General features: G+C 64.5%; 23 protein-coding genes and 1 tRNA gene. 10 read left to right on the top strand and 14 right to left on the bottom strand.

Annotated features, from left to right (window positions below; all coding sequences use genetic code 11):
• Positions 1–54: 54 nt before the first annotated feature.
• Complete coding sequence (locus tag RFN30_RS11980; protein ID WP_320262287.1) at positions 55–2,109, top strand: M3 family metallopeptidase; 2,055 nt, start codon at positions 55–57, stop codon at positions 2,107–2,109.
• 110 nt (positions 2,110–2,219) lie between these two features.
• On the opposite strand, the gene RFN30_RS11975 is transcribed toward RFN30_RS11980, so the two are convergent.
• The 4 genes from RFN30_RS11975 to RFN30_RS11960 form a co-directional block, all read right to left on the bottom strand.
• Positions 2,220–3,746, bottom strand: coding sequence for a M81 family metallopeptidase (locus tag RFN30_RS11975; RefSeq protein ID WP_320262286.1), 1,527 nt, complete (start codon positions 3,744–3,746; stop codon positions 2,220–2,222).
• A 22-nt stretch (positions 3,747–3,768) separates the two neighbouring features.
• Positions 3,769–4,596, bottom strand: a complete 828-nt coding sequence (locus RFN30_RS11970; RefSeq protein WP_320262285.1) for a carbohydrate ABC transporter permease — start codon at positions 4,594–4,596, stop codon at positions 3,769–3,771.
• Complete coding sequence (locus tag RFN30_RS11965; protein ID WP_320262493.1) at positions 4,593–5,462, bottom strand: carbohydrate ABC transporter permease; 870 nt, start codon at positions 5,460–5,462, stop codon at positions 4,593–4,595. Before RFN30_RS11965 ends, RFN30_RS11970 begins: the two co-directional genes overlap by 4 nt.
• A 451-nt stretch (positions 5,463–5,913) precedes the next feature.
• A complete protein-coding gene (locus RFN30_RS11960; protein ID WP_320262284.1) occupies positions 5,914–7,143 on the bottom strand; it encodes an ABC transporter substrate-binding protein in 1,230 nt (409 codons plus the stop codon).
• A 211-nt stretch (positions 7,144–7,354) separates the two neighbouring features.
• Here RFN30_RS11960 and RFN30_RS11955 point away from each other — a divergent pair, with 211 nt between their 5' ends.
• The 3 genes from RFN30_RS11955 to RFN30_RS11945 are packed head-to-tail and all read left to right on the top strand — an operon-like array spanning position 7,355 to position 10,062.
• Positions 7,355–8,086 (top strand): SDR family oxidoreductase, encoded by a 732-nt coding sequence (locus RFN30_RS11955; protein WP_320262492.1) that lies wholly within the window; start codon positions 7,355–7,357, stop codon positions 8,084–8,086.
• Positions 8,087–8,088: 2 nt separating this feature from the next.
• Positions 8,089–9,156, top strand: a complete 1,068-nt coding sequence (locus tag RFN30_RS11950) for an ABC transporter ATP-binding protein (RefSeq protein WP_320262283.1) — start codon at positions 8,089–8,091, stop codon at positions 9,154–9,156.
• 24 nt (positions 9,157–9,180) lie between these two features.
• Positions 9,181–10,062, top strand: a complete 882-nt coding sequence (locus RFN30_RS11945) for a MurR/RpiR family transcriptional regulator (protein WP_320262282.1) — start codon at positions 9,181–9,183, stop codon at positions 10,060–10,062.
• 228 nt (positions 10,063–10,290) lie between these two features.
• On the opposite strand, the gene RFN30_RS11940 is transcribed toward RFN30_RS11945, so the two are convergent.
• On the bottom strand, positions 10,291–10,605 hold the full coding sequence (locus RFN30_RS11940) for a DUF167 family protein (RefSeq protein ID WP_320262281.1): 315 nt from the start codon (positions 10,603–10,605) through the stop codon (positions 10,291–10,293).
• A 10-nt stretch (positions 10,606–10,615) separates the two neighbouring features.
• The gene (locus tag RFN30_RS11935) at positions 10,616–10,906 is read right to left on the bottom strand and encodes a YggT family protein (protein WP_320262280.1); all 291 of its coding nucleotides are present in this window, start codon (positions 10,904–10,906) and stop codon (positions 10,616–10,618) included.
• 141 nt (positions 10,907–11,047) lie between these two features.
• Here RFN30_RS11935 and RFN30_RS11930 point away from each other — a divergent pair.
• The 4 genes from RFN30_RS11930 to RFN30_RS11915 all read left to right on the top strand — a co-directional run bounded on the left by RFN30_RS11930 (position 11,048) and on the right by RFN30_RS11915 (position 13,068).
• A tRNA-Ala gene (locus RFN30_RS11930) sits at positions 11,048–11,123 on the top strand.
• A 329-nt stretch (positions 11,124–11,452) separates the two neighbouring features.
• Positions 11,453–11,890, top strand: a complete 438-nt coding sequence (locus RFN30_RS11925) for a curlin (protein WP_320262279.1) — start codon at positions 11,453–11,455, stop codon at positions 11,888–11,890.
• Between the two features lie 87 nt (positions 11,891–11,977).
• The gene (gene csgH / locus RFN30_RS11920; protein WP_320262278.1) at positions 11,978–12,379 is read left to right on the top strand and encodes a curli-like amyloid fiber formation chaperone CsgH; all 402 of its coding nucleotides are present in this window, start codon (positions 11,978–11,980) and stop codon (positions 12,377–12,379) included.
• 272 nt (positions 12,380–12,651) lie between these two features.
• Positions 12,652–13,068: a curlin gene (locus RFN30_RS11915; protein ID WP_320262277.1), complete on the top strand. Its 417-nt coding sequence runs from the start codon at positions 12,652–12,654 to the stop codon at positions 13,066–13,068.
• A 111-nt stretch (positions 13,069–13,179) separates the two neighbouring features.
• Here RFN30_RS11915 and RFN30_RS11910 read toward each other — a convergent pair whose 3' ends face one another.
• Positions 13,180–13,518, bottom strand: coding sequence for a hypothetical protein (locus tag RFN30_RS11910; protein WP_320262276.1), 339 nt, complete (start codon positions 13,516–13,518; stop codon positions 13,180–13,182).
• Positions 13,519–13,736: 218 nt separating this feature from the next.
• A complete protein-coding gene (locus RFN30_RS11905) occupies positions 13,737–16,814 on the bottom strand; it encodes an AsmA family protein (protein WP_320262275.1) in 3,078 nt (1,025 codons plus the stop codon).
• A 270-nt stretch (positions 16,815–17,084) separates the two neighbouring features.
• On the opposite strand from RFN30_RS11905, the gene RFN30_RS11900 reads away from it, so the two are divergent.
• Positions 17,085–17,264, top strand: a complete 180-nt coding sequence (locus tag RFN30_RS11900; protein ID WP_320262274.1) for a hypothetical protein — start codon at positions 17,085–17,087, stop codon at positions 17,262–17,264.
• A 41-nt stretch (positions 17,265–17,305) separates the two neighbouring features.
• Here RFN30_RS11900 and RFN30_RS11895 read toward each other — a convergent pair whose 3' ends face one another.
• The 6 genes from RFN30_RS11895 to RFN30_RS11870 all read right to left on the bottom strand — a co-directional run bounded on the left by RFN30_RS11895 (position 17,306) and on the right by RFN30_RS11870 (position 22,703).
• On the bottom strand, positions 17,306–17,800 hold the full coding sequence (locus RFN30_RS11895) for a hypothetical protein (protein WP_320262273.1): 495 nt from the start codon (positions 17,798–17,800) through the stop codon (positions 17,306–17,308).
• A gap of 126 nt (positions 17,801–17,926) precedes the next feature.
• Positions 17,927–19,318: a multicopper oxidase family protein gene (locus tag RFN30_RS11890; RefSeq protein WP_320262272.1), complete on the bottom strand. Its 1,392-nt coding sequence runs from the start codon at positions 19,316–19,318 to the stop codon at positions 17,927–17,929.
• A gap of 84 nt (positions 19,319–19,402) precedes the next feature.
• The gene (locus tag RFN30_RS11885; protein WP_320262271.1) at positions 19,403–20,392 is read right to left on the bottom strand and encodes an energy transducer TonB family protein; all 990 of its coding nucleotides are present in this window, start codon (positions 20,390–20,392) and stop codon (positions 19,403–19,405) included.
• Entirely contained in the window at positions 20,389–20,880 is a 492-nt protein-coding gene (gene exbD, locus RFN30_RS11880; protein WP_320262270.1) for a TonB system transport protein ExbD, read from the bottom strand. Before exbD ends, RFN30_RS11885 begins: the two co-directional genes overlap by 4 nt.
• A 6-nt stretch (positions 20,881–20,886) precedes the next feature.
• Positions 20,887–21,894: a tonB-system energizer ExbB gene (gene exbB / locus RFN30_RS11875; RefSeq protein WP_320262269.1), complete on the bottom strand. Its 1,008-nt coding sequence runs from the start codon at positions 21,892–21,894 to the stop codon at positions 20,887–20,889.
• 17 nt (positions 21,895–21,911) lie between these two features.
• Entirely contained in the window at positions 21,912–22,703 is a 792-nt protein-coding gene (locus RFN30_RS11870; RefSeq protein WP_320262268.1) for an ATP-binding cassette domain-containing protein, read from the bottom strand.
• Positions 22,704–22,913: 210 nt separating this feature from the next.
• Between RFN30_RS11870 and RFN30_RS11865 the strand changes: the two genes are divergently transcribed.
• Positions 22,914–23,588: a cysteine hydrolase family protein gene (locus RFN30_RS11865; protein WP_320262267.1), complete on the top strand. Its 675-nt coding sequence runs from the start codon at positions 22,914–22,916 to the stop codon at positions 23,586–23,588.
• Positions 23,589–23,593: the final 5 nt, after the last annotated feature.

Raw genomic sequence — 23,593 nt, 5'->3', positions numbered from 1 at the left:
ACACCGCCCTACATCGGAGCCAACCCGCCTCCATCCAGCCCCCCGGAATTGCTCATGTCATCGTCAAAACCCGTCGACCTCGCCGCCCATCCGTTGACCCTTTGGCAAGGCCCGCTCGGCCTGCCGGATTTCTCCCGCATCGGCGACAATGATTTCGGCCCGGTCTTCGACACAGCGCTCACGGCGCATCAGGCCGAGATCGACGCCATCGCCGGCAGCAGCGAAACACCTACGGTCGAAAACACGCTGGCCGCGCTCGAGCTCGCCGGCGAGCCGCTCGACCATGTCTCATCGATCTTCTGGTGCCGCGCCGGCGCCCACACCAACGACACCATCCAGGCAATGGAGCGCGACATATCGCCAAAGATGTCGCGGCATTTCTCGGCGATCTCGATGAACGAAAAACTGTTCGCCCGCATCGACGACCTCTACCAGCGCCGTGACAACCTCAATCTCGATCCCGAAACGCTGCGCGTCTTGGAAAAGACCTGGAAAGGCTTTGTCCGGTCGGGCGCCAGGCTCGACGCCGACGGCAAGAAGCGGCTGGCGGCTATCAACGAGGAGCTCTCCTCGCTCGGCACCAAGTTCGGCCAGAACGTGCTGGCCGACGAGCGCGACTGGGCGTTGTTCCTCGACGAGGCCGATCTCGTCGGCCTGCCGGATTTCTTGAAGAGCGCGATGGCCGAGGCCGCCGAGATGCGCGGCCAGAAGGGCCGCTATGCCGTCACGCTGTCGCGCTCGATCTATGAGCCGTTCTCGACCTTCTCCGAACGCCGCGACCTCCGCGAGATAGCCTTCCGCGCCTTCACCATGCGCGGCCAGAATGGCGGCGCCAGCGACAACACCGACGTTGTGCGCGACATGCTGAAGCTGCGCGCCGAGAAAGCGAAGCTGCTTGGGTATGAATCCTACGCCGCGCTGAAGCTCGACGACACGATGGCGAAGACGCCGAAGGCCGTGCACGACCTGCTCGACCCGGTCTGGGTAAAGGCGCTGGAGAAGGCCGCAAGCGACCAGAAGGAGCTGGAGCGGCTGGCGACGGAAGCCGGCAGCAACGAGAAATTCGCGGCCTGGGACTGGCGCTTCTACCAGGAAAAGCTGCGCGCCGAGAAATTCGCCTTCGACGAGGCCGAGCTGAAGCCTTATTTGCAGCTCGAGCGCGTCATCGAGGCCTGCTTCGACGTCGCGACAATACTCTTCGGCATCAGCTTCGAGGAGAAGAAAGGCATTGCCGCCTGGCATCCCGACGCGCGTGTCTTCGTGGTGAAGAACGCCGACGGCAGCGAGCGCGGCCTGTTCCTGGCCGACTATTTCGCGCGGCCGTCAAAGCGCTCGGGCGCCTGGATGAGCGCGCTGAAGTCCGGCTATAAGCTTGGGCCGGGCGCGAAGCCCGTCATCTACAACATCATGAATTTCGCCAAGCCGCCGGCCGGCGAGGCGGCGCTGCTGTCGGTCGATGAGGCGAAGACGCTGTTTCACGAATTCGGCCACGCTCTGCACGGCATGCTGACCGACGTGACCTGGCCGTCGGTCTCGGGCACCTCGGTGAGCCGCGATTTCGTCGAGCTGCCCTCGCAGCTCTACGAGCACTGGCTGACGGTGCCGGCGGTGCTGGAAAAGCATGCGCTGCACGTCAAGACCGGCAAGCCGATGCCGAAGGATCTGCTCGACAAGATGCTCGCCGCCCGCACCTTCGGCGCCGGCTTCGCCACGGTCGAGTTCACCGCCTCGGCGCTGATCGACATGGCCTACCACGCGCGCCCGGAGGCGCCGGCCGAGCCGCTGCGGTTCGAGGCCGAAACGCTGGAAAAGCTGCACATGCCCGAAACCATCGCGATGCGCCACCGCACCCCGCATTTCGGCCATGTCTTCGCCGGCGATGGCTATTCAGCCGGCTACTATTCGTACATGTGGTCCGAGGTGCTCGACGCCGACGCCTTCTCGGCTTTCGAGGAGACGGGCGATCCTTTCAACCCGGAACTGGCCGAGAGGCTGAGGAAGAACATCTATGCCGCCGGTGGCTCCAAGGACCCGGAAGAGCTCTACACCGCGTTTCGCGGCAAGATGCCGTCGCCCGAGGCGATGATGGTGAAAAGAGGGTTGGTGTAGCGCCCTCTCCTTCTCCCCTTGTTGTGGGAGAAGGTGGATCGGCGCGCAGCGCCGAGACGGACGAGGGGTGTACCAGGGAACGCCAACGCCGCACTCCGCTGGAACACCCCTCATCCGTCGCCTTCGGCGACACATTCTCCCACAAGGGGAGAAGGGGGAGTCTCGTCCTTCCACGGATCCTTCACCCGTGGCCAGATCGGTCGCTTCAGCTTCTTGTAATCCGTAACCGCCGGATTGCTCGGATACGAGCTCGGCGCCGCGACATAGATGATCTCGGCGGCGATCGGCGCGAAGCCGGCGTAGAAATGGTTGGTCGACTTGATCAGCAGGATGTCCTTCGACATCGGATCGACGCCGATGTTGGAAAAGATGTCCGGCTCGAAGGTCTGGGTACGGTTGGTGTTGAGGATGACGTCGACCTCGGTGCCTTCGATGCGCACCACCGCGGCCGGCCCCAGCGTCACCCGGCTCGGCCCGAAACTCTGCCAGCCTTGGCTGACCGCATTCAGCACGGTGACGCGCACGTCGATCGGCTCGCCGGCCTGCGGGCCGGCCTTGCCGCCGAAGCGCAGGTCGATGACCGCACCCTCGCCCGCCGCATGGCAGAAAGTCACCGCGATCGGATCCCAGATCGTCGCGACGCCGACCTTGTCGACGCCGCTCGCCAACAGCTCGCGCAGCACGATGGTGCCGTCGCCCGGCACGCCGCCGCCCGGATTGTCCCAGATGTCGGCGATCACTGCCGGCTTGTCCTGGCGCTCTGCGCGGACTGCCAGCGCCCGCTCGATGCCGGCGGAGGCGGAAAGCATCGTCATCGCCGTCTTCTCGCGCAAGGCATAGAGCTCGCGCCCAAGCGTCTCCGCGAGCTGGTCGCCCTTTGCCTTGTCGTTGTCGGTGATGACCAGGATGCGCGTGCCCATCTCCGGCACGTCGGCGGCCATGAAGCCATGAATGACCGAGGCCGAGAGCACGCCGTCCTTGCCGTGCAGCGCCTTGATCTTGTCGACAAACGAACGCATCGGCTCGCGGCTGGTCGGCAGCACCTGGATCATGCGGCAGTCGAAGGTCGAGATCACCGGTTTGATCTCGCCGCGCGCCGCCGCGAGGCCGAGCTCGACGACATGCTCACCGCGCTCGTAGAAATCGGTGTGCGGAAATTCGAGGAAATAGGCCATGATATCGCAAGCCGCGACGCGCTTCGGCGTCAAATGGCTGTGCGGATCGAACTCCGAGGCGATCACCACTTTCGGCCCGACGATGGCGCGCACACGCTCCAGCAGGTCGCCCTCGCAATCGTCATAGCCTTGCGCCACCATCGCGCCATGCAGGCCGAGGATCACGGCATCGACCGGCAGGGCAGCCTTGAGCTGATCGAGGATCTCGTCGCGCAGCGCCTCGAAAGTCTGCCGCTGCACCAGCCCGCCGGGCTCCGCCCAGGTGGCGGTGCCTTCGATGACGGTCAGGCCTTCCTTTGCCGCGCGCTGGCGCAGCGCCACGATCGGCGAGGAGCAGAGCGTCGGTGTCTCCGGATGCTTGCCCGGTCCGGCATAGAAGGCCATCTCGAACGAGGCCCGGTCGGTCGGCACAGGCGAGAAGGTGTTGGTTTCCGTCGCCAGCGAGGCGGTGAAGATGCGCATCAAAACTCCGTGGACAAGACAGCTATTTTACGGCCCCGAGCGCCAGCCCCCGGACCAGATAGCGCTGCAGCCAGATGAAGAGGATCGCCACCGGCAGCGTCGCGAGAAGCGTGGCCGCCATGACATGGTGCCATTCGATCGTGTAGCGGCCGGCGACCAGCGAGAAAACTTGGATCGGCAGCGTGTAGCTTTCCTGGCTGCGCAGCATGGTGAGCGCCACCACGAACTCGTTCCAGGCGTTGATGAAGGTGAAGATCGCCGTCACCGCGATCGCCGGCAAGCAGAGAGGCAGGAACACTTTTCGCAGCGTCAGCCAGCGGCCGGCGCCTTCCATCCAGGCCGCCTCTTCGAGATCGCGCGGAATGGTGTCGAAATAGCTCTGCAGCATCCACACCGTGAAGGCGACGTTGAAGGCCATGTAGATGAAGCCGAGCGCCGTGGTTGATTCGACCAGCCCCCAGGCGGCCATCAGCCGGAACAGGCCGAGCACCAGCACGATCGGCGAGATCATCTGCGAGATCAGCAGGAACTGGCGGAACGCGCCGTAACCGCCAAAGCGGAAGCGCGACATGGCATAGGCCGCCGGCACCGATATCAGGATGGCGCCGATTGTCGCCAGCGCCGAGACGTAGAGCGAATTGAGCAGCGCCTGGCCGAAGCCGGTCGCCACCCACATGTCGGCAAAATTCGACCAGCGGAACTCGCTCGGCCACCAGGTTGGCGTGAGCACCTCGGTCCGCGGCTTGACCGCGGTGAGGAACATCACCGCGAAGGGGAAGATCGTCACCACGATCAATGGCGCAAGCAGCAGCCAGGCGATGATTGTGCGTCTCAGTTTGCCGTTCCTCATGCGCGCTGCTCCCGCATGGCCAGCCGCACATAGATCATGGTGAAGATGAGCAGGATCACGAACATCACCAGCGACACCGCGGACGCCTCGCCAAGTTTGCCGATGCGGAAGGCGAGCTTGTAGAGATGCGTCACCAATATGTCGGTGGAGTTCGCCGGCCCGCCCTGCGTCATCACCCAGATGATCGGGAAGGAGTTGAAGACGTAGATGGTGTTGAGCACGATCGCGATGTTTATGAAGGGTTTTAGCAGCGGAAAGGTGATCTCGCGGAACTGCTGGAATTGCGTCGCGCCCTCGAGCGCGGCGGCTTCGTAGAGATCGTCCGGTATCGACGACAGGCCGCCGAGGAAGATCGTGGTGGTGAACGGCACCGTCACCAGTATGCCGATCAGCACCTGCATCGGGAAAGCGGTTTCGGCGCTCGCCAGCCACTGGATGTTCTGGCTGATGATGCCGAGCTTCATCAGCGCCGAATTCAGCATGCCGCTCTCGCCGTTGAGCGCCCAGCGCCAGACCACCGCCGTCATGGTGAGCGACACCGCCCAGGGCAGCATGATGATGACGCGGGCGAGCCCGCGGCCGTAGAAATCGCTGTTGAGGATCATCGCCACCGGGATCGACAGAAGCAGAGCGCCGCCGACCACCAGCACGGTCCATAGGCCGGTGCGCCAGAGGGCGGCGACGAAGTCAGGATCGGCGGCAAGCGCCGAGAAATTGGCCAGGCCGCTGAAGTCGCGCAACTGGCCAAAGCGATTTACGTCATGCGTCGAGATCTGCACCAGATCCCAGACCGGCCAGAAGATCACCACCGCCGCCAGCAAAAGGCTGGGGAGCGTCAGCAGATAGGGCAGGATGCGGCTCTGCATCAGCTGGCTTGCACCGTGTTGCGGGTAGATAGCAGTGGCATTGGTGCTCAAGGCACGTCCCCGCATTTGATTTCCTTATGCACGTTGGCACTGCCCCTCACCTGCCTGCCGGTCCTCCGCAGCAGCTGCGGAAGAGGGCCCTTCCTCTCCCCCGTCGATCGGGGGAGAGGTGTCGAGCGAAGCTCGACGGAGTGGGGGTCGACCCTTGGGCGCAAGACAAGGCGATGCTTGCGCCTAGTGCCCTTCGTATGTCCGTTCGCGGCGGTTGCCAGGTGGTTCCCCCACTCCGTCTCGGCTTCGCCGAGCCACCTCTCTCCCCCCTCCGGGGGGAGAGGAAAGAAGCTGGCTGGGGCGGCGCCGACATCGACGATTCTGTCTTTCTGCTAAAGCCAGGCAAAGTGTGGCGCGCCCCGACGGGGTGGGGCGCGCCACGGGCGCAGGGAGGCACGCCCTATTTCTTCAGCACGCCGTTGGCCTTGTCGGCCGCCTCCTTCAGCGCGGCCTCCGGCCCGGCGCTGCCGAGATAGATCTTCTGCATGGCGTCCGAGGTGATCTGGGCGATCTCCTCCCAGCCCGGGATGACCGGCGCGAAGCGGGCGTCGGGCAACAGCGCGGTGAAGGCGGCGAGGTCGGCGTTGTTGACGTAATAGTCCATCTTCGCCTCTTCCTTGTTCACCGGCAGAAAGCCTTCGCCTTGGGTGAACTTGGCGCGCTGCTCCTTGGTGAACAGGAAGTCGAGCAGCTTCCACGCCTCGTCCTTGTTCTTGGAGTTCTTGAACATGATGATGGAATCGGTGACGCCATAGGTGCCGCGCGCGCCGGTCGGGCCGGCCGGAATGGCCGCGACGCCGTATTTCAGGCTCGGCGCTTCCTCCTTGATCTGGTTGGACAGGAAGGGCGCGGTGATCATCATGCCGACCTTGCCCTGCTTGAACAGGTTCTGCACGTCCTCGCGGTTGTTGGAGGTGACGCCTGGCTCGGTCAGGCCCTCGTCGATCATCGACTTGTAGAGCTTGGCGGCCTCGAGCGCGCCCGGCGTACTCAAACCGGAGGTGCCGTCGTTGTTGAGGATCTCGGTGCCCTGCGACCACATCGCATAGTAGTAGTAGACGTCGGTCTCGATCTCCTTGCCCTGCAGGCCGAAGCCGAAGGCGCCGACTCCCTTGATCTTGCGCGCATCCTCCTGCAGCTCGGTCCAGGTTGCCGGCGGCTTGGCGATGCCTGCCTTCTCGAACAGTTCCTTGTTGTAATACATGGCGCGCGCCGAAGCCGCGATCGGCAGGCCGTAGGTGTGGCCATTCATGATCGAGGGCTGCAGGAAGGTGTCGATGAAGCGATCCTTGAACTCGGGCTTGATATAGCTGTCGAGCGGCTCGGCGACATCCTGCTGGACGAAGTCGATCAGCCAGCGCGTGCCGATGATCGAAAGATCCGCATTGGTGCCGGCGGTGATGTCGGTGGTGAGCTTTTGCAGCAGCACATCCCATGGCACCACTTCATACTTGATGGTGATGCCGGGATTGGCTGCCTCGAACTCCTTCTTCACCGCTTCGAAATAGGGACCGGTCTTGGCGCTGTATTCGGCGACGGTGACGCGCACCTCGCCGGCGTCGGCCGGCACTGAAAGCGCCAGCATACTCATTCCGGCCAACAGGCCGACAGTCCATTTCGCAAGGCTCATCTGATTTCTCCCATTGATGCGCATTCGCGCCTGGCCTTATAGGCGCAGGATTTATGTTACTTTCCTACATTATCGCCGGTTTTCCGCGATGCAAGCAGTTTATCATGTTGCTTAATTACATTTCTTTGAGTAGCGTTTTGTCGCTATCTGATGTGGTGGAGGAGCGCGTATCGTGGCGTCGAAGGCCGATTTCGAGGGCAAGACAATTGTCATGACCGGCGCCGGCGGCGGCCTCGGCACGGCGATCGTGGCGCTCATGGCCGAACGTGGCGCGCGCATCGTCGGCTGCGACCAGTCGGCCGAGGCGCTGGCCAGCCCGCAGATCGCCTCGCGCCACGTCTTCAACCTGCTCGACCGCGCCTCGATCGAGGCGGCGATCCCAGCTTTGCTCGACAAGGACGGAGTGCCGGACATACTGATCAACAATGCCGGCTGGACGCGCGCCGAGACGCTGAAGGCGCTGACGCCGGACAGGATCGAGCAGGAGCTCGACCTTAATCTCACCGGCGTGATGAATTTCGCCGATCCGATCATCAAGGCGATGGCCGAGCGCGGTTCGGGCAGCGTCGTCTTCATCTCCTCGGTCAACGCGATTTCGCATTTCGGCAATCCGGCCTATGCCGCGGCCAAGGCCGGCATCAACGCCTATGCCAAGTCGATCGCAGTCGAGCTTGGCCGCAGCGGCGTGCGCGCCAATGTCGTGTGCCCGGGCTCGATCCGCACCGCCGCCTGGGACCATCGCCTGGCCAAGGATCCCGAGATCCTCGGCCGGCTGAAGCGGCTCTATCCGCTCGGCCGCATCGTCAACGCGACGGAGGTGGCCGAAGCCGTGGCTTTCCTTGCCTCGGACCGGGCTTCCGGCATAACTGGCGCAGTGCTGCCGGTGGACGCCGGACTGACAGCCGGCTACCTGCCTTTCATCGACGACATATTGGGAGCGTGACCATGACCGATGTCCTGTTTCGCAACCTGTCGAAATCCTTCGGCCAGCATAAAATCCTCGAGGACATCAACCTGGAAATCAAAAGCGGCGAGTTCGTCGTGCTGGTCGGGCCGTCCGGCTGCGGCAAGTCGACCCTGCTGCGCATGCTGGCCGGGCTGGAGACGATCACTTCCGGCGACCTCGTCATCGGCGGCACGCGCGCCAACGACCTGCCGCCGCAGAAGCGCAACATCGCCATGGTGTTCCAGTCCTACGCGCTGTTCCCGCACCTCAAGGCCGCCGACAATATCGGCTTCGGGCCTAAAATCCGCGGTGAAAGCCGCGCCGCGATCGACGACAAGGTCAAGAAGGCCTCCGGCGTGCTGAACCTCTTCTCCTATCTCGACCGCTATCCGCGGCAGTTGTCCGGCGGCCAACGCCAGCGCGTCGCCATGGGCCGCGCCATCGTTCGCGAGCCTTCGGTCTTCCTCTTCGACGAGCCACTCTCCAATCTCGACGCGCAGTTGCGCGTGCAGATGCGCACCGAGATCAAGGCGCTGCACCAGCGGCTGAAATCGACCATCGTCTACGTCACCCACGACCAGATCGAGGCGATGACCATGGCCGACCGCATCGTGGTGATGGACCGCGGCCGCATCCAGCAGGTCGGGCAGCCGCTGGAACTCTATGACCGGCCGGCCAACAAGTTCGTCGCCGGCTTCATCGGCTCGCCTTCGATGAGTTTTGTCTCCGGCGCCCTGAAGACCGCCGACAGCAAATCCTGGTTCGAGACCAAAGGCGGCGGCCGTCTGGCGCTTGCCGGCAAGGCGGTGGCCGGCAGCGACACGGTCGAGGCCGGCATCCGCCCCGAGCATTTCGTCATCGGCGCCGTTGAAGACGCGATCGCGATCGACGTCGATGTCGTCGAGCCGACCGGCTCGGAAACGCATGTCTATGGCTCGGTCGGCGACGACACGGTGCGCGCCGTGTTCCGCGACCGGCTGCAGGTGAAGCCTGGGGACAGGCTGCCGGTGAGCGTCGACCCGCGCAACATCCATCTCTTCGACAAGGCGACAGGCCTGCCCTTATAGCAACGATGACGCGATGATGAAGACATGAAGACGCCGGCCGACATCATCACCCGTCTGCAATTGATGTCGCAGGACGGCACCAAGTCGGATCGCCGGCTGGCGGGCCTGGTGCTTTCCGATCTCGATTTCGCCTCCAAGGCCGCGATCTCGGAGATCGCCGCGCGGGTCGGCGTCAGCGAGCCGACGGTGACCCGCTTCTGCCGCAATCTCGGCTGCGAAGGCCTGCGCGATTTCAAGTTCTATCTTGCACAGGCGATCGCCATCGGCGGCCAGTATCTGTCGCCGGAGCCGCTCAGCCGCGACGCACGCGAGCAGCGCATCGCGTCGGCCATCACCGAAGCGGCGATCGCCGCCATCCAGCGCGCCAGCGAGAATCTGGACATGACGACGCTGATGGCTGTGGCCGCCCGCATCGCCGGCTCTGGTAACGTGCTTTGCATCGGCTCCGGCGGTATTTCCTCGATGATGGCGACCGAGATGCAGAACCGGCTGTTTCGCCTCGGCCTCTCGGCGCTCGCCCAGGTCGACGGCCAGCTGCAGCGCATGTATGCCGCGGTCGCGACGCCGGAGACGACGGTGATCGCCTTCTCGGTGTCGGGCTATGCGCGTTCGGTGATCGAGGCCGTCGAGGTGGCCCAGCAATATGGCGCGGCGACCGTCGCCATCACAGCTCCGGATTCCGCACTGGCCAAGGTCGCCGACACGGTCATCCTTCTGCAGTCTTTCGAGGACGGCAACATCTACAAGCCGACCTCATCGCGCTACGCGCTGCTCGCCATCCTCGACATGATCGCCACCACGGTGGCGGAATCGCGCGGGCCGAAAGTGCTGGAGAACCTGCGCCGCATCAAGCAAAGCGTGAACACGCTGAAGGTCGACGATCCGAAGCTGCCGCTGGGCGATTGAAGATTGCAGCGGCTTGCGCCGTCGGCGTTGGCGATCCTTCGCGCCCCCCCTCTGGCCTGCCGGCCATCTCCCCCACTTGGGGGGAGATTGGCAGCTTCAGCGCCCCGCTTCTCCTGCAACGCAGGATATTGGCGAAAACCGGCGTGACGGCCGATCTCCCCCCTTGTGGGGGAGATGTCCGGCAGGACAGAGGGGGGCGCTGTCCCGCCTGCGTCTCAAAATTTTGGATTACCCAGCACGAAGCGCCTCGACGCTTCTCGCCAGCTCGGCCGCATCACCCAAAATCCGTACCGTCTTCAGCCGCGACGTGCCTCCGGCAACCACCGAAACGGCCGACCCCGGCACGCCGAGCGCCTTTGCCAGCAGCCGCTCCAGCGCCGTATTGGCCGCGCCCTTCTCCGGCACCGCGCGCACGCGCGCCTTAAGATGGCTGCGTCCGTCGGCCGCGGTCTCGACGCCGTCGATTCGATCGAGCGCCGCCTTCGGCGTCAGACGCACGTAAAGGTCGATGCCGTCGTCGCGCGCACGGAACGGTGTGCTCATCAGGCCCGGTTCAAGCGACCCACGACCAGACAGTGGTGACCAAAAACTGCCGGATGAAGAAAATGATCAGGAGAAGAATGATCGGCGAGATGTCGATACCGCCGAGGTCGGGCATGAAACGGCGGATGGGCCTGAGCGCCGGCTCGGTCAGCCGGTAGAGCATGTTGGCGATGGTGTCGACGAACTGATTGCGCGAGTTGACGACATTGAAGGCATAAAGCCAGGAAAAGATCGCCGAGGCGATGATGACCCACCAATAGAGGTCGAGCGCCATGACGATGGTTTGAATGAGGGCGATCATGCCGGTCTCCAAATTGTCGCCGACATGTAGCCATTGCGCGCGGAACCGGCAAGGCCCGCCGGCCACAGCGCATCGACGCCAGGCAGCCGTTTCGCCTTGACATCAAACCGCCGCGACCGATACAAGCCCATCCGCTGGAACGGGGCTGTAGCTCAGCTGGGAGAGCGCATCGTTCGCAATGATGAGGTCAGGGGTTCGATCCCCCTCAGCTCCACCAGCCAGCTTCTGCAGGCCGCCGTCGTGGCCTTTGCCCACCGCCGCGAACCCAGCGCATCCCAACAGCCGCTGCATTTAGGTCCCCCCTGCAACCAACTTTTGTTTTCTACGGCATGAGGTTCGGTCGCTGGCAGCGCCGTCCCTCCAGCGCTGCCTTTCGGTCGAAACTCTTCGGCGGCAAGACGTCCTGAATTGTGACCTCGCCGGACCGGGATGGCGAAGCTTGCTGAATTTTCGCTGAATGGAGCCTTCAGCCTCCGTTCCGGGCCACTCTCCTACAAAGGGGCCGTTCAACCCCGCGGTCCCCTGCCGCATCGAAGGAGAAGTCCCATGACCTACACGTCGATCATCGCCGCAGCCTTTGCCGCCGCGGTCGGATTCACCGCCGTCGCGCCCGCCATGGCCAACGACGTCAACATCGAACAATATGGCTGGCGCAATTCCGCCGGCGGCGCCCAGCACGGCTACCGTAACCGCATACACGTCTACCAGGATGGCCGCTTCAACACCGCGATCGGCCAGCAATATGGTCATCGCAACCGGTCGGTGATCGGGCAGCAGGGCGTCGACAACTACGGCGCGACCTATCAGTACGGCAGCCGGAACGCCGCGGGCATTGCCCAGTTCGGCTCGAACCACACAGCGATCCTGACACAGGACGGCAACGGCAACATCGCCGCCGGCGTCCAGGTCGGACACGGATGCAATGCCGACGTCAGCCAGGGCGGCAGCGGCAACGTCGCCGCCTTCGTCCAGGACTGCCCCTGAACCGGAGCAAGCACGAAGATGAAGCGGCCGGCAACGGTGTTGCCGGCCACCATTCGCCACCATTCTCAAATTGTGAGGAGATGACCCATGACCAGACGAGACAAGCAAACAGCAGTGCTATCGGCCGCGCTGCTGGCTGTGATCGCCGGCGGCGCAGCCGGCGCGACGGCCGGCAAGGATGGCTCTATCTCCGGGCCGCTGCGGTGCGAGATTCGAGATACGATTGAAGGCGACACCATCCTGCTGGAGCCTATGGTTTACGCCGACAAGAGCATCAGCGGCACCTACTCGGTCAGCGTCTCCGGAGGCGGCACATCCGGTTCCGCCAATATTCGGCAGGCCGGCGCCTTCGAAACCAATCCGGGCAATCCCACGTCACTCGGCCGGATGAGTGTCGGGGCGAGTGGCGCTGCCTACGACGTCAAGCTGAAAGTGACCGCGGACGGCACGAGCGTCAGCTGCGTCAAGCAAGTGCCCGGCGCGACCTGAGCGCCGTCTCTCTCGGTCCGCCGATCGAAAGGAGGGCTCCGGGCAACCGGAGCCCTTCGCCGTTTCCGCCAGGGCATGAGCAGGTCCTGGAAGTGAGCGGCGGTTCTTCATCCCGGAATTGCGTGAGGGCGGAGATTTGGAGCGTCGGCGATTTTGTCGAAGGCCGGACTGCTACGGCTCTTGAACGGCTCCTGAACGCATCCTTCCGCCAGGGTTCAGCTTTGCTGTGCGACTGTTCCTCATCAACGGTCGAACTCGCAAGGAGACGTCAAATGACCCGCCGGATCACAAAGCTCGTCAACGCCGCCGCGCTCGCCGCGGCTATCGGCCTGCCCCTGGTTGCCGCTCCAGCAGAGGCGGGCGGTTCGATCGGGTTCTACTACTCGCCCCGGACGGCCCGCGATGCGCGGGCGCTGGATCTCGGCCTGCGCGCCTATTCGGTCTACAACGGGCTGCGCAACGGCGCCCATATCAGTCAGTTCGGGCGGAACAACCGTGCCGGCATAGGTCAGGACGGGGCCGGCAATCTCGGCATTATTCGACAGCAGGGCAGCGGACACGCCGCCACCTTGCGGCAGGACGGCAACGACAATTCCTACGGCATTTTCCAGTTCGGCAGAAACACCGACGCCAACGTCGCGCAGACCGGTGACGGCCAGAGCGGAGCGGCTCTGCTGTTCGGCTGGTAGGCGAGAACGCGCCGGGTTGCGGATGCGTGGACGACTGTCCGGCCACGCAGCCGCCGATGGTCGTTACAGCCCGCGGCCCCGCGGCACGCCACTCAGCAATTAGAGACGGCCTCAATCGTCCCAATCATCATCCCAATTGTCCTCATCCTCCCGCGGATAGCTGGGGATGACCCGGATGATCGTCCGCGGGCGCTGATAGCGCCAATCATACTCGTCCGGCCGCTGCGGCTCATAGCTGCGGTAGATTTGCCGGTAGTGGTGCTTGGGCTTCCAGTAATAGTGCTTCTTGTGCGACCGCACGCAGTAGCCGTCCTCGGTCAGGTAGGCGCATGTCACATGCGCCTCTTGAACCAGGCTGCCCCTGTCCGGCACGGCGATTATCGGCGCAGCTTGCACCGCAGCCATCGGTGCCAGCATGGCGCCGGCAAGGGCAAGAACAGACAATTTCATGGACCTCTCCTTCGTCTCCGGGTCAGGGCCGGAAAAGCCTCCGGATTGGGGACGATTTGGGGCGGCCGGCGATCACTTTGATTTTCGGCTGTACATATGAGCGTTAGATCATGTCTTCTGCCGGCATGCCCGAAGTCTGGCTTCAGGCTTGAAATCCACGAGAGCGGCTGGCGTCTTTCGCACCGTCCGCGCGAAACAGACCAGGCGCACCCATCGCGCTAGTTCGCCAGCTGATCGAGAAGCGTGTCTATTTCCCCTTTCTTGGGCGTCTCGGGCGAAGCAGGGGGTGTTTGCGGGTCCGCGGCAGCGGGTTCTGCCGCAGGCGCCGGAGTCTCGGCGATAGCCTCGCCGTCCGGATTCGGGCTTTGCGGTGGCGCCGGGGTTTCCGTATTGCCGTTGGCTGGCGCCGGGGTAACGGGCGACGATTTCGGCCGGGGCGCCGCGTTCCGCAAAAGATCGCCGATCAGATCCGCCGCTCCCTCGCCGGAACCATCGCCGGTCGCGCCTGTTTGACCGGAGATAAGCTTGTCGAGATTTAGCTTTCCGGTCGGCAGCCCAAGCCGGCTCAACATATCCAGCGCGCCCTTCGGGTCCTTGGTCAATGCGCTCAGGTCCGGATAGACGCGGGGCGCCGACAGGGAGCCGTCGACCACGATCGGCACCCCGATGCCCGTCACGGCAACGTTGCCTCCCTGCCCGGCAAGCGAAGCGACGACACGCGGGTTGAGATGAATGTCGAGCGTCTGGTCGGCGAGGTCCATCTTGCCAGAACCGTCCATTTGCACCAGCGGGCCCAGCAGGCTGATGTCCGCCGTCTGCGCGACGCCGTTCTCGATCGCAAATGAGGCACCGAGTTCGATAAACGTCGTCTTCTTGGCCTGATCCTGCTTGAAGCCGCTGGAAAGCAGTCCGACCAGATTGTTGTAGACCTCCGCTATGTCGATGCCGCGAAATGCACCGTCGCTGAACTTCGCCGCAGCCTTGCCGCCAAGGGAACGGGCAAGCGACCTGCTGGTCTTTCCCGAGCCTGAAACCGCGATCGTCGCATTGAGCGTTCCTTCGACGCGGTCGAAATCCGCCGCATCGTGAAGCAAGGGAGCGGCAGTTGCGCCGGCGATCGCTGTGTTCAGATCCACGGAAGAGGTGTCGCCGGAGCCATCGGCAGTCATTTCCGCGGCAATCGTGCCGCCGTAGAAAGGACTTTGCGGTACGCTGAGGTGAGCCTTGCCGTCGGCCACCGTCAGGGTGGTTGCCACCGGCCCGACAAAAACCTTTCCATATCCGAGCTTGTCCGCCTGGATATCCACCTTGGCGTCGATTCCCTTGAGAAAGGAAAGATCGACTGGAGTGTCGGCGGCGGCGTTCGACTTCTGTTTGCCACCGGCCGCAGCCGCACCGCCCCCGGCGAGCGCGGCAAAGTCAAGTTTCGCGAACTTGAGCGATGTCCGGATGTTGAGAGGTTCGCCCAATTTCATCGAGCCTTGTCCGGCCGCCTTGACGCCATTCAAGGTGACAGTGGCCTTCTGGAAGGAAAGCTGCCCCGGGCCTGCATCGACATCACCTTTGAAGGCAAAGTCTTGCAGACTGCGGGAAGCGCTTTGCCCCAGCCATTGCATGAGCTTGTCGACCGAGGGCGACGTGCCCGAAACCTGGCCCTTGAACGTGCCGCCAACCCCGGCAACGCCGCTGACGCTGCCTTCGAGATATCTGGAGGCAACCGAAAAGCTGATCGGCCCCGACGCATCCGTAACGGAGCCGCCGGCAAGAAAGGATGCAGGCGCGATCTGGGACCGGAACGTCACGGCCTGTCCCCGCCAGGCGAGCTTGCCCGCCAAATCGACGGGCTTGGCGACATCGTGAACTTTCATGTCCAGATTCAGCCCGGTGATGTCGTCGGCTTTTCGATCCTGGGCATCGGTCAGCGCCGCAAGCGGGAGCTTGCCGTCTCGGATCCCGACGGTTCCTTGCAGATTGGCGCTGCTGCGTATGCGTTTTGCAGTCAGCCCGCGAAAAGCGAACCCCATATCGGCCGTCAGCTTGCCGGACAGCGGAACGGTTTGCCCGGCCAGCTTCGCCATTGAGCCTATATCCAGCCCTGAACTCGCAATGTTGCCCCGTATGGTGGGAGGTGTTTCACCGACATTCGTCGAAGCCTTCGCGGTGACGCTTCCCGCGTCGAGACCGAAGTGCTCCAGCTTTGCCTCGAGATGACCATCGCGCAGCGTTGCGGTGAGTTGGACATCGGAAGCCCGAATCTTGCCGCTGACCAATTCATCGATGGCGATGCTGATCTCGGCATCGAAGGCGGACAGCATTGCAAGCTCAGGCTCTGCGGAATCCGCCGAAAGTTTGCCCCCGCTGGAACCGCCCTTTCCAGTATCGCTCAAGGCGTCGATATCGACGCGCTGTGCCGCAAGGTCGGCGAAGAAGTGATTTCGCGCCCCAGGCTGAAAGAGTGCATCCATCTGGAGGCTCTGATCGCCAATATCGAACTTTCCGCCCTTGATCTGATAACTGCCATTCCCGTTGAGCTGAATCTCTCCGCTCGCACGCAATGAAGAGAATTTGGGAACCGGCGCCGGGTCGAGTCGCGCCTCAATGGCGATTTGGGCCGGGAGTTGCCTCAGGATCGGCCTTAGCGCGGAAAGACTACCGCTCATTTCAACGCGACGGCCGTTGCTGGTGCCGGCCAATGAAAACGAAGCCTCCCGGTCGAGGTCCGGAACTCTCAGCTCCGCGTCGATTGCCGTCACAGCGGCGGCATTGCCGGCTGTAGCGCTGGAGGTGAGGGTGCCATTCCTTATGGTCAGCTGGTTGATTGCCAGTCGCTCGAGCGTGTCGACAATCGACGCGAACGGATCGGCCGGAACCTCCTTCGACGACGGAGGTGAATCCGCGTTCGCTGAAGCCTTGACCGCGATTGTCGGATCCGTCAGGGCGATGGCCTGAATCTCAAGCTTTTTCGACCATAACGACGACAGCGTTATCGACGTCGAAAACCGCGGAGCGGATATCGCGAGGTCGCCCGAGCCGGTCGAGAGCGAGATATCGTCCGCGACCACCGCCAGCTTGGGCAGGAGCGACAATCTGACCGGTCCATCGAGCCGAATGGTCATTCCTGTCGCGGATGACAGTTGCCGGCTCAATTCGGCGCGAACCCAGTCGATTGAAATCAGGGCGGGCAAAAGGAAGAGCAGCCCGACGAAAAGAACCCCAGCCACGGTAAGTGCAGCGACGATTTTTCTCACATCGACCCGCCAGCATGATTGGAAAGAAAGAATCAGTATCGTAAGCATACATGCTTCTGGTGCCCGACTGAATTCCTGCAGGTCAGTGGACCTTCACAGCCAAAGCTCCCAGCTTCACGCCGAACGAATTCGGACGACTTCACGGATCCGCCGGTTCTTGCGCGGAGGGCCGTCACGATCGAAGTCGCGCGCGGATGTTTCCAGGTCACGAATTGGAAACGAAAAGCCATCTTCCGTGCCATTCCCACGAAACAGACAGGGTGCATTTGTCGGGCGTCCCGCCGCCGACATATCCGTCATCTCAACGGAGGAATGCCAATGTCAGTGGTCGGAATCCTGCTCCATCTCAGCCGCGCCATCATCCATGCACACAACAATGCCAAGGTCAGAAACCTGATGAATGCCCCGCCGCCCGAGATACGCAGGGACATGAGCCGGCACGGTTCGCCCGACACGCCAGAAAAGAGGCCCGGTGCAATTCATACCGGCGGGCGCTGACACAAACGGTCACCCGCCTAGTTCTGCGCGGCCCCTTCCACTCACCTGGAGACGGCCGTCGCCTTGTGACTACGCTGGCGCGCATAGGCCACGCAGGCGTCCACCGTGCTGACGCAGAGCGCATCGATGCTGTTCGGCAAATTGTTGTCGCCGGCATAGGTGACTTCCGCGACATGGCCGCCTTCCATGCGGATCTGCGTGTTGCAATAGCCGCCGGGCGCGACGTTGAGCGACCCTCCAACCGCGGGAATCGCGCCCACGGCCATGGTCGGCATCGCGATGCTGAGATTGCCGCGCTGCACCGTGCGCTGATAGGTCCAGATCTGGCCCGAAGGCCCCGCGTCGGCCGTCGCGGTCGGAAAGCCGGCGCACATGCGAACATCGGCCTCGCTGAGACCGACCATCTCCTTGCGGGCGGCGGCCGTGGTGGCATCCTCTTTCGCGACCCGCGACGTATCGTCGGGGATGACGCAGGACGACAGGATGGAGATGCCTGCCGCAACAAGGGCAAGTTTTCGAATGCGCGAAGATGTCATGTCGTCGGTCGGAGTTGCGTGTTGCCCCAGCGCCTCTTGCCTACCTAGGCAGGCGACCAAGGGCGTCAACCCGAGGAAGTCCGCGAATTCCGGTCGAAGGCTGGAGCGCCTTCCGCTGCGCAGCGCTCACACCACCCGCAAATAACTCGTCATGCCGGTCTTCTGGTGCTCGATGATGTGGCAGTGCAGCAGCCAGTCGCCTGGGTTGTCGGCGACGAGGCCCATCTGGACCTTCTCGTCGGGCTGGATGAGATAGGTGTCGGAGATAAGCGGCTGCACCTGGCGCGTCGAGGACGACAGCACCTTGAAACTCATGCCGTGCAGGTGGATCGGGTGCGAATGCGGCGTGAGGTTTTCCATGTCGATGATGTAGCTCTGGCCGAGTTTCAATTCGGCGAGCGGAGCGGTCGGATCCGGCGTGTCGCCTGGCCACGGCACCTTGTTGATGGCCCAGAAACTGTAGCCGAGTGAGCCGCAGATGCTATTCGCCGAAACGTTCTCCGCCGTGGCGCTCAGCGCCAGCGGAATGCGCTTGGCGCCCGCGAGATCCACTTCCGCCACGGGGTTGGCTTCGAGCGGACCAAGATCGCGAAGATCGCGCTTGAGCGATTTGCCGACCGCGCGCAGCGTCGCCAGAACCTTGGACTTGGTCCCCCTGACGTCGCGCAGGCTGACGATCGCGCCTTCGTCGTCGGGCATGCGGATGGCAAGCTCCAGCCGCTGGCCGGGTCCGAGCTGCAAGGCGTCGGGCGCGAAGCGCTGCGGCACCGGATTGCCGTCGAGCGCGATGACCGCCGCCTCGGCGCCGTCGACCCGGAAGGCGTAGATGCGCGTGACGTCGGTTATGGCGGCGCGCAGCCGCACCAGGCCGCCGGCCGGCGCGTCATATTGCGGCTGGTCGAGCCAGTTGGCCGTACGCACCGTTCCATAGGTGCCGGCCCTCGCCGCGTCGCGCGGCCGGAACGGCTCGATGAACTGGCCGTCGTCGCCGAGACGCCAGTCGCGCAGATTGATCACCGCTTCGGAATCGCATTGCGGATCGTTCGGGTGCTCCACCACGATGACGCCGGTCAGCCCGTGACCCATCTGCTCGAGCGTGTTGCAATGCGGGTGGTACCAGAACGTGCCGGCATCGGGCGGCGTGAAGGCGTAGTCGAAATGATCGCCCTGATAGACATAGGGCTGCACCAGGAACGGCACGCCGTCCATCTTGTTCGGAACGCGGATGCCGTGCCAGTGGATCGTGGTCGGATCGTCGATGCCGTTGACCAGCCGTGCGGCGAACGGCTCGCCTTTGCGCATCCTGACGACCGGCGGCGGGCCTGCCTCGCCATAGGTCAGGACGTTCTTCGTCGGTGCGCCGTCCATAAGTTGCGCCTGAATGCTGGTGGTCTTCAGCACCACCGGATCGGGCACGGCTGCAAAGCCGGCCAGCCTGCCGATGGTCGAGGCACCGACGCCGGCGACACCGGCAGCAGCGGCGGTCTTTAGAAGGGTGCGGCGCGTGAATACCGTCATGTGCTTCTTCGGCGGGCAGGAGCCCGTAGCACCTCTGAATAAAGCTGAACTGTCCAGCCGCCTATCACCATCCGACCCTTTGGCCTAGTCCCGCAGGCTGAAGACGAATGGCGCCGTGCGGGTGACGCGCGCGCCGAGCTCAGCCGGTGGCGCCGGCACCGACGCGCCCTGCAGCGCGCCGAGCGCCGCGCGGTCGAGATCCGTGTCGCCCGACGACCGCGCCAGCCTGGCCGAGACCACCCGGCCGGAACCATCCACCGTGAAAGTCACGTTGGGGCTGCCTTCGGCCTTCCGGGAGCGCGCCGCGCTGGGATAGCGCGTGTGCCGCCTGATCCAGGCCGCCAGGCTGGCATTCCACCGCGATGGGCTGACGCTGGATCTCGGCGCCGCGTCGGAGGATTGCGGCGCGGCCGCCTTCGCGCCGGCCTTGGCGTCGATGCTGGCCGTCGTCACCGCCTTCGGCGGTGCCGGCTTTTCCTTCTTCGGCCGCTGTTTCGGTTTTTCGACCGGCTTCCTCTCTGCCTTTGTCTTTGCCTCGACCGGCTTGCTTGCCTTGATTTCCGTCTCGACCGGCTTCGGCTGCGGCAGCGGAATGACCACGTCGGGCGCGATCGCTTCGACAGGGTCGGGAACGGCCACTTCCGGCGGCGTCTGCTCGCTCAGCGCCGCCACGGTCGGCTCCGCCGGTTCGGCCTGTTCGGTCTTATCGGCGTCGACTGGGTGTTCGGTAACCGGTTCGGCCTCTTCCGCGACCGGCCGCGGCGCCGGATCGGTCACCGGCTTCACTTCGCTGACCGTCGGCGTCTCCTCAATTGCATCGGGCGGGTCCGGCGTGACTGCGTCGAGTGTCGCTACCGCTTCCGGCACAGCAGGTGCCATCGCCAGCGGTGCCATTTCGACCGCCAGCGCCGGCGGCGGACCGCCGTCCGGCGCCTCGGCGAAGCTGAGGTTCTGCACCGCATAGGCGATCGCCACATGCCCGGCGAGAATGATCGCGGCAGCGCTCGTCCACAGACCGGCTTCACGGAAGCCGAAGCGTGGATGCGAGATCCCGGACACGGCGGCGGCCGTCACTGGCTCGTGCTCCCGGCCGTTGCCGGCGCGGCACCTCCATCGGCGGCCGGGGCTGCGCCCTCGGTGCCGGACGCCGTCTCGAGGCCGACCAGCGCGACCTTCAGGTAGCCGGCGGCGCGGAGCAGGTTCATCACCTCCATCAGCTCGCCATAGCCCACATTTCGGTCGGCGCGCAGGAAGATGCGCGTCTGCTTGTCGCCCTTGGTGCGACTGTCGAGCACAGTGGCGAAGGCCGGGCGCGGCACGGCGTCATTGCCGATCGCCAGCGTCAGATCGCTTTTCAGCGTGAGAAAGAGCGGCGTCTCCGGACGTGGCGCCGGCGTCGCCGTCGACCCTGGCAGGTCGACATTGACGTCGACCGTCGCCAGCGGTGCCGCGACCATGAAGATGATCAGAAGCACCAGGATGACGTCGATGAACGGCGTGACGTTGATCTCGTGGCTTTCCTCGAGATCGGCGCCGGCCGCCTCACGGATCCGCGCCGCCATCGCCGTTCACTCCGCCGCCATCGCGGTTGCCGGCGGCACGGTGCGGAAATCGAGGTCGCGACTGACCAGCCTTTCGACGCCTGCGGCCGCGTCGGCCATGATCTGCCTATAGCCGGCTATCGACCGCGCGAAGACGTTGTAGATGACGACCGCGGGAATGGCCGCCACCAGGCCCATCGCCGTGGCAAGCAGCGCTTCGGCGATACCTGGCGCCACCACCGCCAGATTGGTGGTCTGCACCTGCGAGATGCCGATGAAGGCGTTCATGATGCCCCAGACGGTGCCGAACAGGCCGACGAAGGGTGCCGTCGAGCCGATGGTCGCCAGCAGGCCGGTGCCGCGCGACATGCGCCGGGACGCTGCCGCCTCGATGCGCGACAGCCTGGAGGCGACGCGCTCTTTCAGGCCGTCGCCCGAGGCATGATCGAGCGCGCCCACCGAAAGCGCCCGCTCCTCCTCCGCCGCGCGCACCAGCAGCGCGCCCGGACCGCCGCCGTGGCCAAGCGCGCGGCCGGCCTGCATCAGCGTCACGGCATTGCCGATGGCAACGGCCGCGCGCCGCGCCCTCAGCTTGCCGCCAAGGATCTCCAGCGACTTGGCGAGCCAGATCGTCCAGGTGACCAGCGAGGCGAAGGCAAGCCCGACCATGACCGCCTTCACCACGATGTCGGCGTTCATGAACATGCCCCAGGGCGACAGGTCATGCGGCAGCGTCAGCGCAATGGCGGCTTCGCCCTCGGCGCTGCCTGGAGCCGGCTGAACGCGCGGTTCGGTCGGCGCGGCAGCAGTCGGCGCCGCGGTCGCGGGGGTTTGCGCCCCGGCGGCCGGAGCCTCAGCGCCCGGCTCGACCTGCGCGGCTGCCGGCGATGTCATGGGCTGCTGGGCGGGCGCCTGCGCGGACGGCGCCGGCGCTGTCGTCTGCTCCTGCGCCAGCGCGATATCGGCCGAGAGAATGGGGCCGGCCGAAAGGATGACGGACACGGCCAGCGCCGCAAGAAAACTGTTCCGGGACAAGGCTCGTCCTCGCTTCCTCATTGCAGGTAACCGATGGGCTGGCCGCTGACGGGATGCTTGAGCACCCCCATCTCGACGCCGAAAATGTCCCTGAGAACCTCGCCTTGCATGATCTCGCTCGGAGTGCCGCGCCTTAAGAGCCGGCCCTCCTTCAGCGCGATCAGCTCGTCGCAATATCGCGCCGCCATGTTGGGATCGTGCAGCACCACCACGACGCAAAGGTCACGCTTGCGGCTGAGGTCCTTGACCAGCGCCAGCACCTCGACCTGATGCGCGATGTCGAGCGCAGAGATCGGCTCGTCGAGCAGCATGACGCCGGCATTCTGCGCCACCAGCATGGCGAGCCAGGCGCGCTGGCGCTCGCCGCCGGAAAGCTCGTCCACCAGCCGGTCGGCGAACGCGCTCATGTCGGTCAATGCCAGAGCCTCTTCGACATGGCTTCTGTCCTGCGGCCCGAAACGGCCGAGCGCGCCATGCCAGGGATAGCGCCCGAGCGCCGCGAGCTCCCGCACGGTGAGGCCGGTCGCTGCCGGCGTCGTCTGCGGCAGGTAGGCCAGCGCCCGCGCCAGCTCGCGCGCGCCCCAGCCGGCGAGCGGGCGTTCGGCGAAGCGGATGTCGCCCGAGCTTGCAGGCTGCTGCCGGGCCAGAAGCTTGACCAGCGTCGACTTGCCGGAACCGTTGTGGCCGATCAGCCCGTAGACGCGCGAGCGCTGCAGTTCGAATGAGACCGGCCCGAGCAGCGTGCGCTCGCCGACGGCAAAGCGCACCGCGTCGACATGAAAGGCTGTCTGGGCACCCGTTCCGGCCAATATCCGTCTCCAAGCGGCCGCTGCCTCGGGCTTGTCGCTGGGCGGCCAACGCTGGTTGACTAGAAAACATGAGTTTACTAGTCAACTCTAAAGGTGATTTATTGATCAACAAATCGCGCCGGCGCCTGCCCGATGACCCCGTCATCGTGAGGTCTGGACTGCGACGCCATCGCTGAGCCACGATACGGGCGGCAATCGAGGCAACAGGCGATGATCAAGGCGACACCTTTCGACTTCCCCTATGACGGCCGGCTGGTGCCGCAAAACACCGCCTTGCTCGTGATCGACCTGCAGGAGGATTTCCTGTCGCCGACGGGGTACTTCGCCAGGAAAGGCTATGACCCCTCGCCGCTGAGGGCGATTCTGCCGACCGTGAACCGGTTGATTGAGGCCGCCCGCGCCGCCGGTCTCACCATCGTCCACACCAGGCAAGGGTACCGAGCCGACATGGCCGACATGACGCCTTACGAGAAATGGCGCCGCAAGCGGGCGGGACTGGACGGCACCGACATCCTGCTGCGCTCCAGCCCGGGCTTCCAGATCGTCGCCGACATAGAAGTCAGGCCGCAGGACATCGTCGTCGACAAGACCTGCAACGGCGCCTTCACCTATACGGACCTGGAGCTCGTGCTCAGGGCGCGCGGCATCACCCATCTCCTGTTCACCGGCTGCACGACCGATGTCTGCGTGCACACCACCTTGCGCGAGGCCTGCGACCGCAATTTCCAGTGCCTGACGATCGCGGACGCCTGCGCCAGCGGCGACAGCCAGGCGCACGACGCCGCGCTCCACATGGTAACGGTCGAGGACGGCGTCTTCGGCGCGCTGGCGGAGTCGAAGGCCGTCATCACCGCGCTATCGCGGCTCGCGGCGGGAACAGATTGAAGTCG

Origin of the sequence: Mesorhizobium dulcispinae (assembly GCF_033977345.1) — a bacterium.
Classification (GTDB): domain Bacteria; phylum Pseudomonadota; class Alphaproteobacteria; order Rhizobiales; family Rhizobiaceae; genus Mesorhizobium; species Mesorhizobium dulcispinae.
The sequence above is the reverse complement of the archived record's forward strand: the minus strand, read 5'-3'. Positions and strand labels throughout refer to the sequence as shown.

Excerpts from the sequence above, each read along its gene's own strand:
- RFN30_RS11980 (WP_320262287.1), top strand. The coding sequence starts at position 55 with ATGTCATCGTCAAAACCCGTCGACCTCGCCGCCCATCCGTTGACCCTT.
- RFN30_RS11935 (WP_320262280.1), bottom strand. The coding sequence starts at position 10,906 with ATGATCGCCCTCATTCAAACCATCGTCATGGCGCTCGACCTCTATTGG.
- RFN30_RS11955 (WP_320262492.1), top strand. The coding sequence starts at position 7,355 with ATGACCGGCGCCGGCGGCGGCCTCGGCACGGCGATCGTGGCGCTCATG.
- RFN30_RS11905 (WP_320262275.1), bottom strand. The coding sequence starts at position 16,814 with ATGCTTACGATACTGATTCTTTCTTTCCAATCATGCTGGCGGGTCGAT.
- RFN30_RS11945 (WP_320262282.1), top strand. The coding sequence starts at position 9,181 with ATGAAGACGCCGGCCGACATCATCACCCGTCTGCAATTGATGTCGCAG.
- RFN30_RS11940 (WP_320262281.1), bottom strand. The coding sequence starts at position 10,605 with ATGAGCACACCGTTCCGTGCGCGCGACGACGGCATCGACCTTTACGTG.
- RFN30_RS11975 (WP_320262286.1), bottom strand. The coding sequence starts at position 3,746 with ATGCGCATCTTCACCGCCTCGCTGGCGACGGAAACCAACACCTTCTCG.
- RFN30_RS11910 (WP_320262276.1), bottom strand. The coding sequence starts at position 13,518 with ATGAAATTGTCTGTTCTTGCCCTTGCCGGCGCCATGCTGGCACCGATG.
- RFN30_RS11965 (WP_320262493.1), bottom strand. The coding sequence starts at position 5,462 with ATGCAGAGCCGCATCCTGCCCTATCTGCTGACGCTCCCCAGCCTTTTG.
- exbD (WP_320262270.1), bottom strand. The coding sequence starts at position 20,880 with ATGGCGGCGCGGATCCGTGAGGCGGCCGGCGCCGATCTCGAGGAAAGC.
- RFN30_RS11960 (WP_320262284.1), bottom strand. The coding sequence starts at position 7,143 with ATGAGCCTTGCGAAATGGACTGTCGGCCTGTTGGCCGGAATGAGTATG.
- csgH (WP_320262278.1), top strand. The coding sequence starts at position 11,978 with ATGACCAGACGAGACAAGCAAACAGCAGTGCTATCGGCCGCGCTGCTG.
- RFN30_RS11950 (WP_320262283.1), top strand. The coding sequence starts at position 8,089 with ATGACCGATGTCCTGTTTCGCAACCTGTCGAAATCCTTCGGCCAGCAT.
- RFN30_RS11865 (WP_320262267.1), top strand. The coding sequence starts at position 22,914 with ATGATCAAGGCGACACCTTTCGACTTCCCCTATGACGGCCGGCTGGTG.
- RFN30_RS11895 (WP_320262273.1), bottom strand. The coding sequence starts at position 17,800 with ATGACATCTTCGCGCATTCGAAAACTTGCCCTTGTTGCGGCAGGCATC.
- RFN30_RS11970 (WP_320262285.1), bottom strand. The coding sequence starts at position 4,596 with ATGAGGAACGGCAAACTGAGACGCACAATCATCGCCTGGCTGCTGCTT.
- RFN30_RS11915 (WP_320262277.1), top strand. The coding sequence starts at position 12,652 with ATGACCCGCCGGATCACAAAGCTCGTCAACGCCGCCGCGCTCGCCGCG.
- RFN30_RS11900 (WP_320262274.1), top strand. The coding sequence starts at position 17,085 with ATGTCAGTGGTCGGAATCCTGCTCCATCTCAGCCGCGCCATCATCCAT.
- RFN30_RS11890 (WP_320262272.1), bottom strand. The coding sequence starts at position 19,318 with ATGACGGTATTCACGCGCCGCACCCTTCTAAAGACCGCCGCTGCTGCC.
- RFN30_RS11925 (WP_320262279.1), top strand. The coding sequence starts at position 11,453 with ATGACCTACACGTCGATCATCGCCGCAGCCTTTGCCGCCGCGGTCGGA.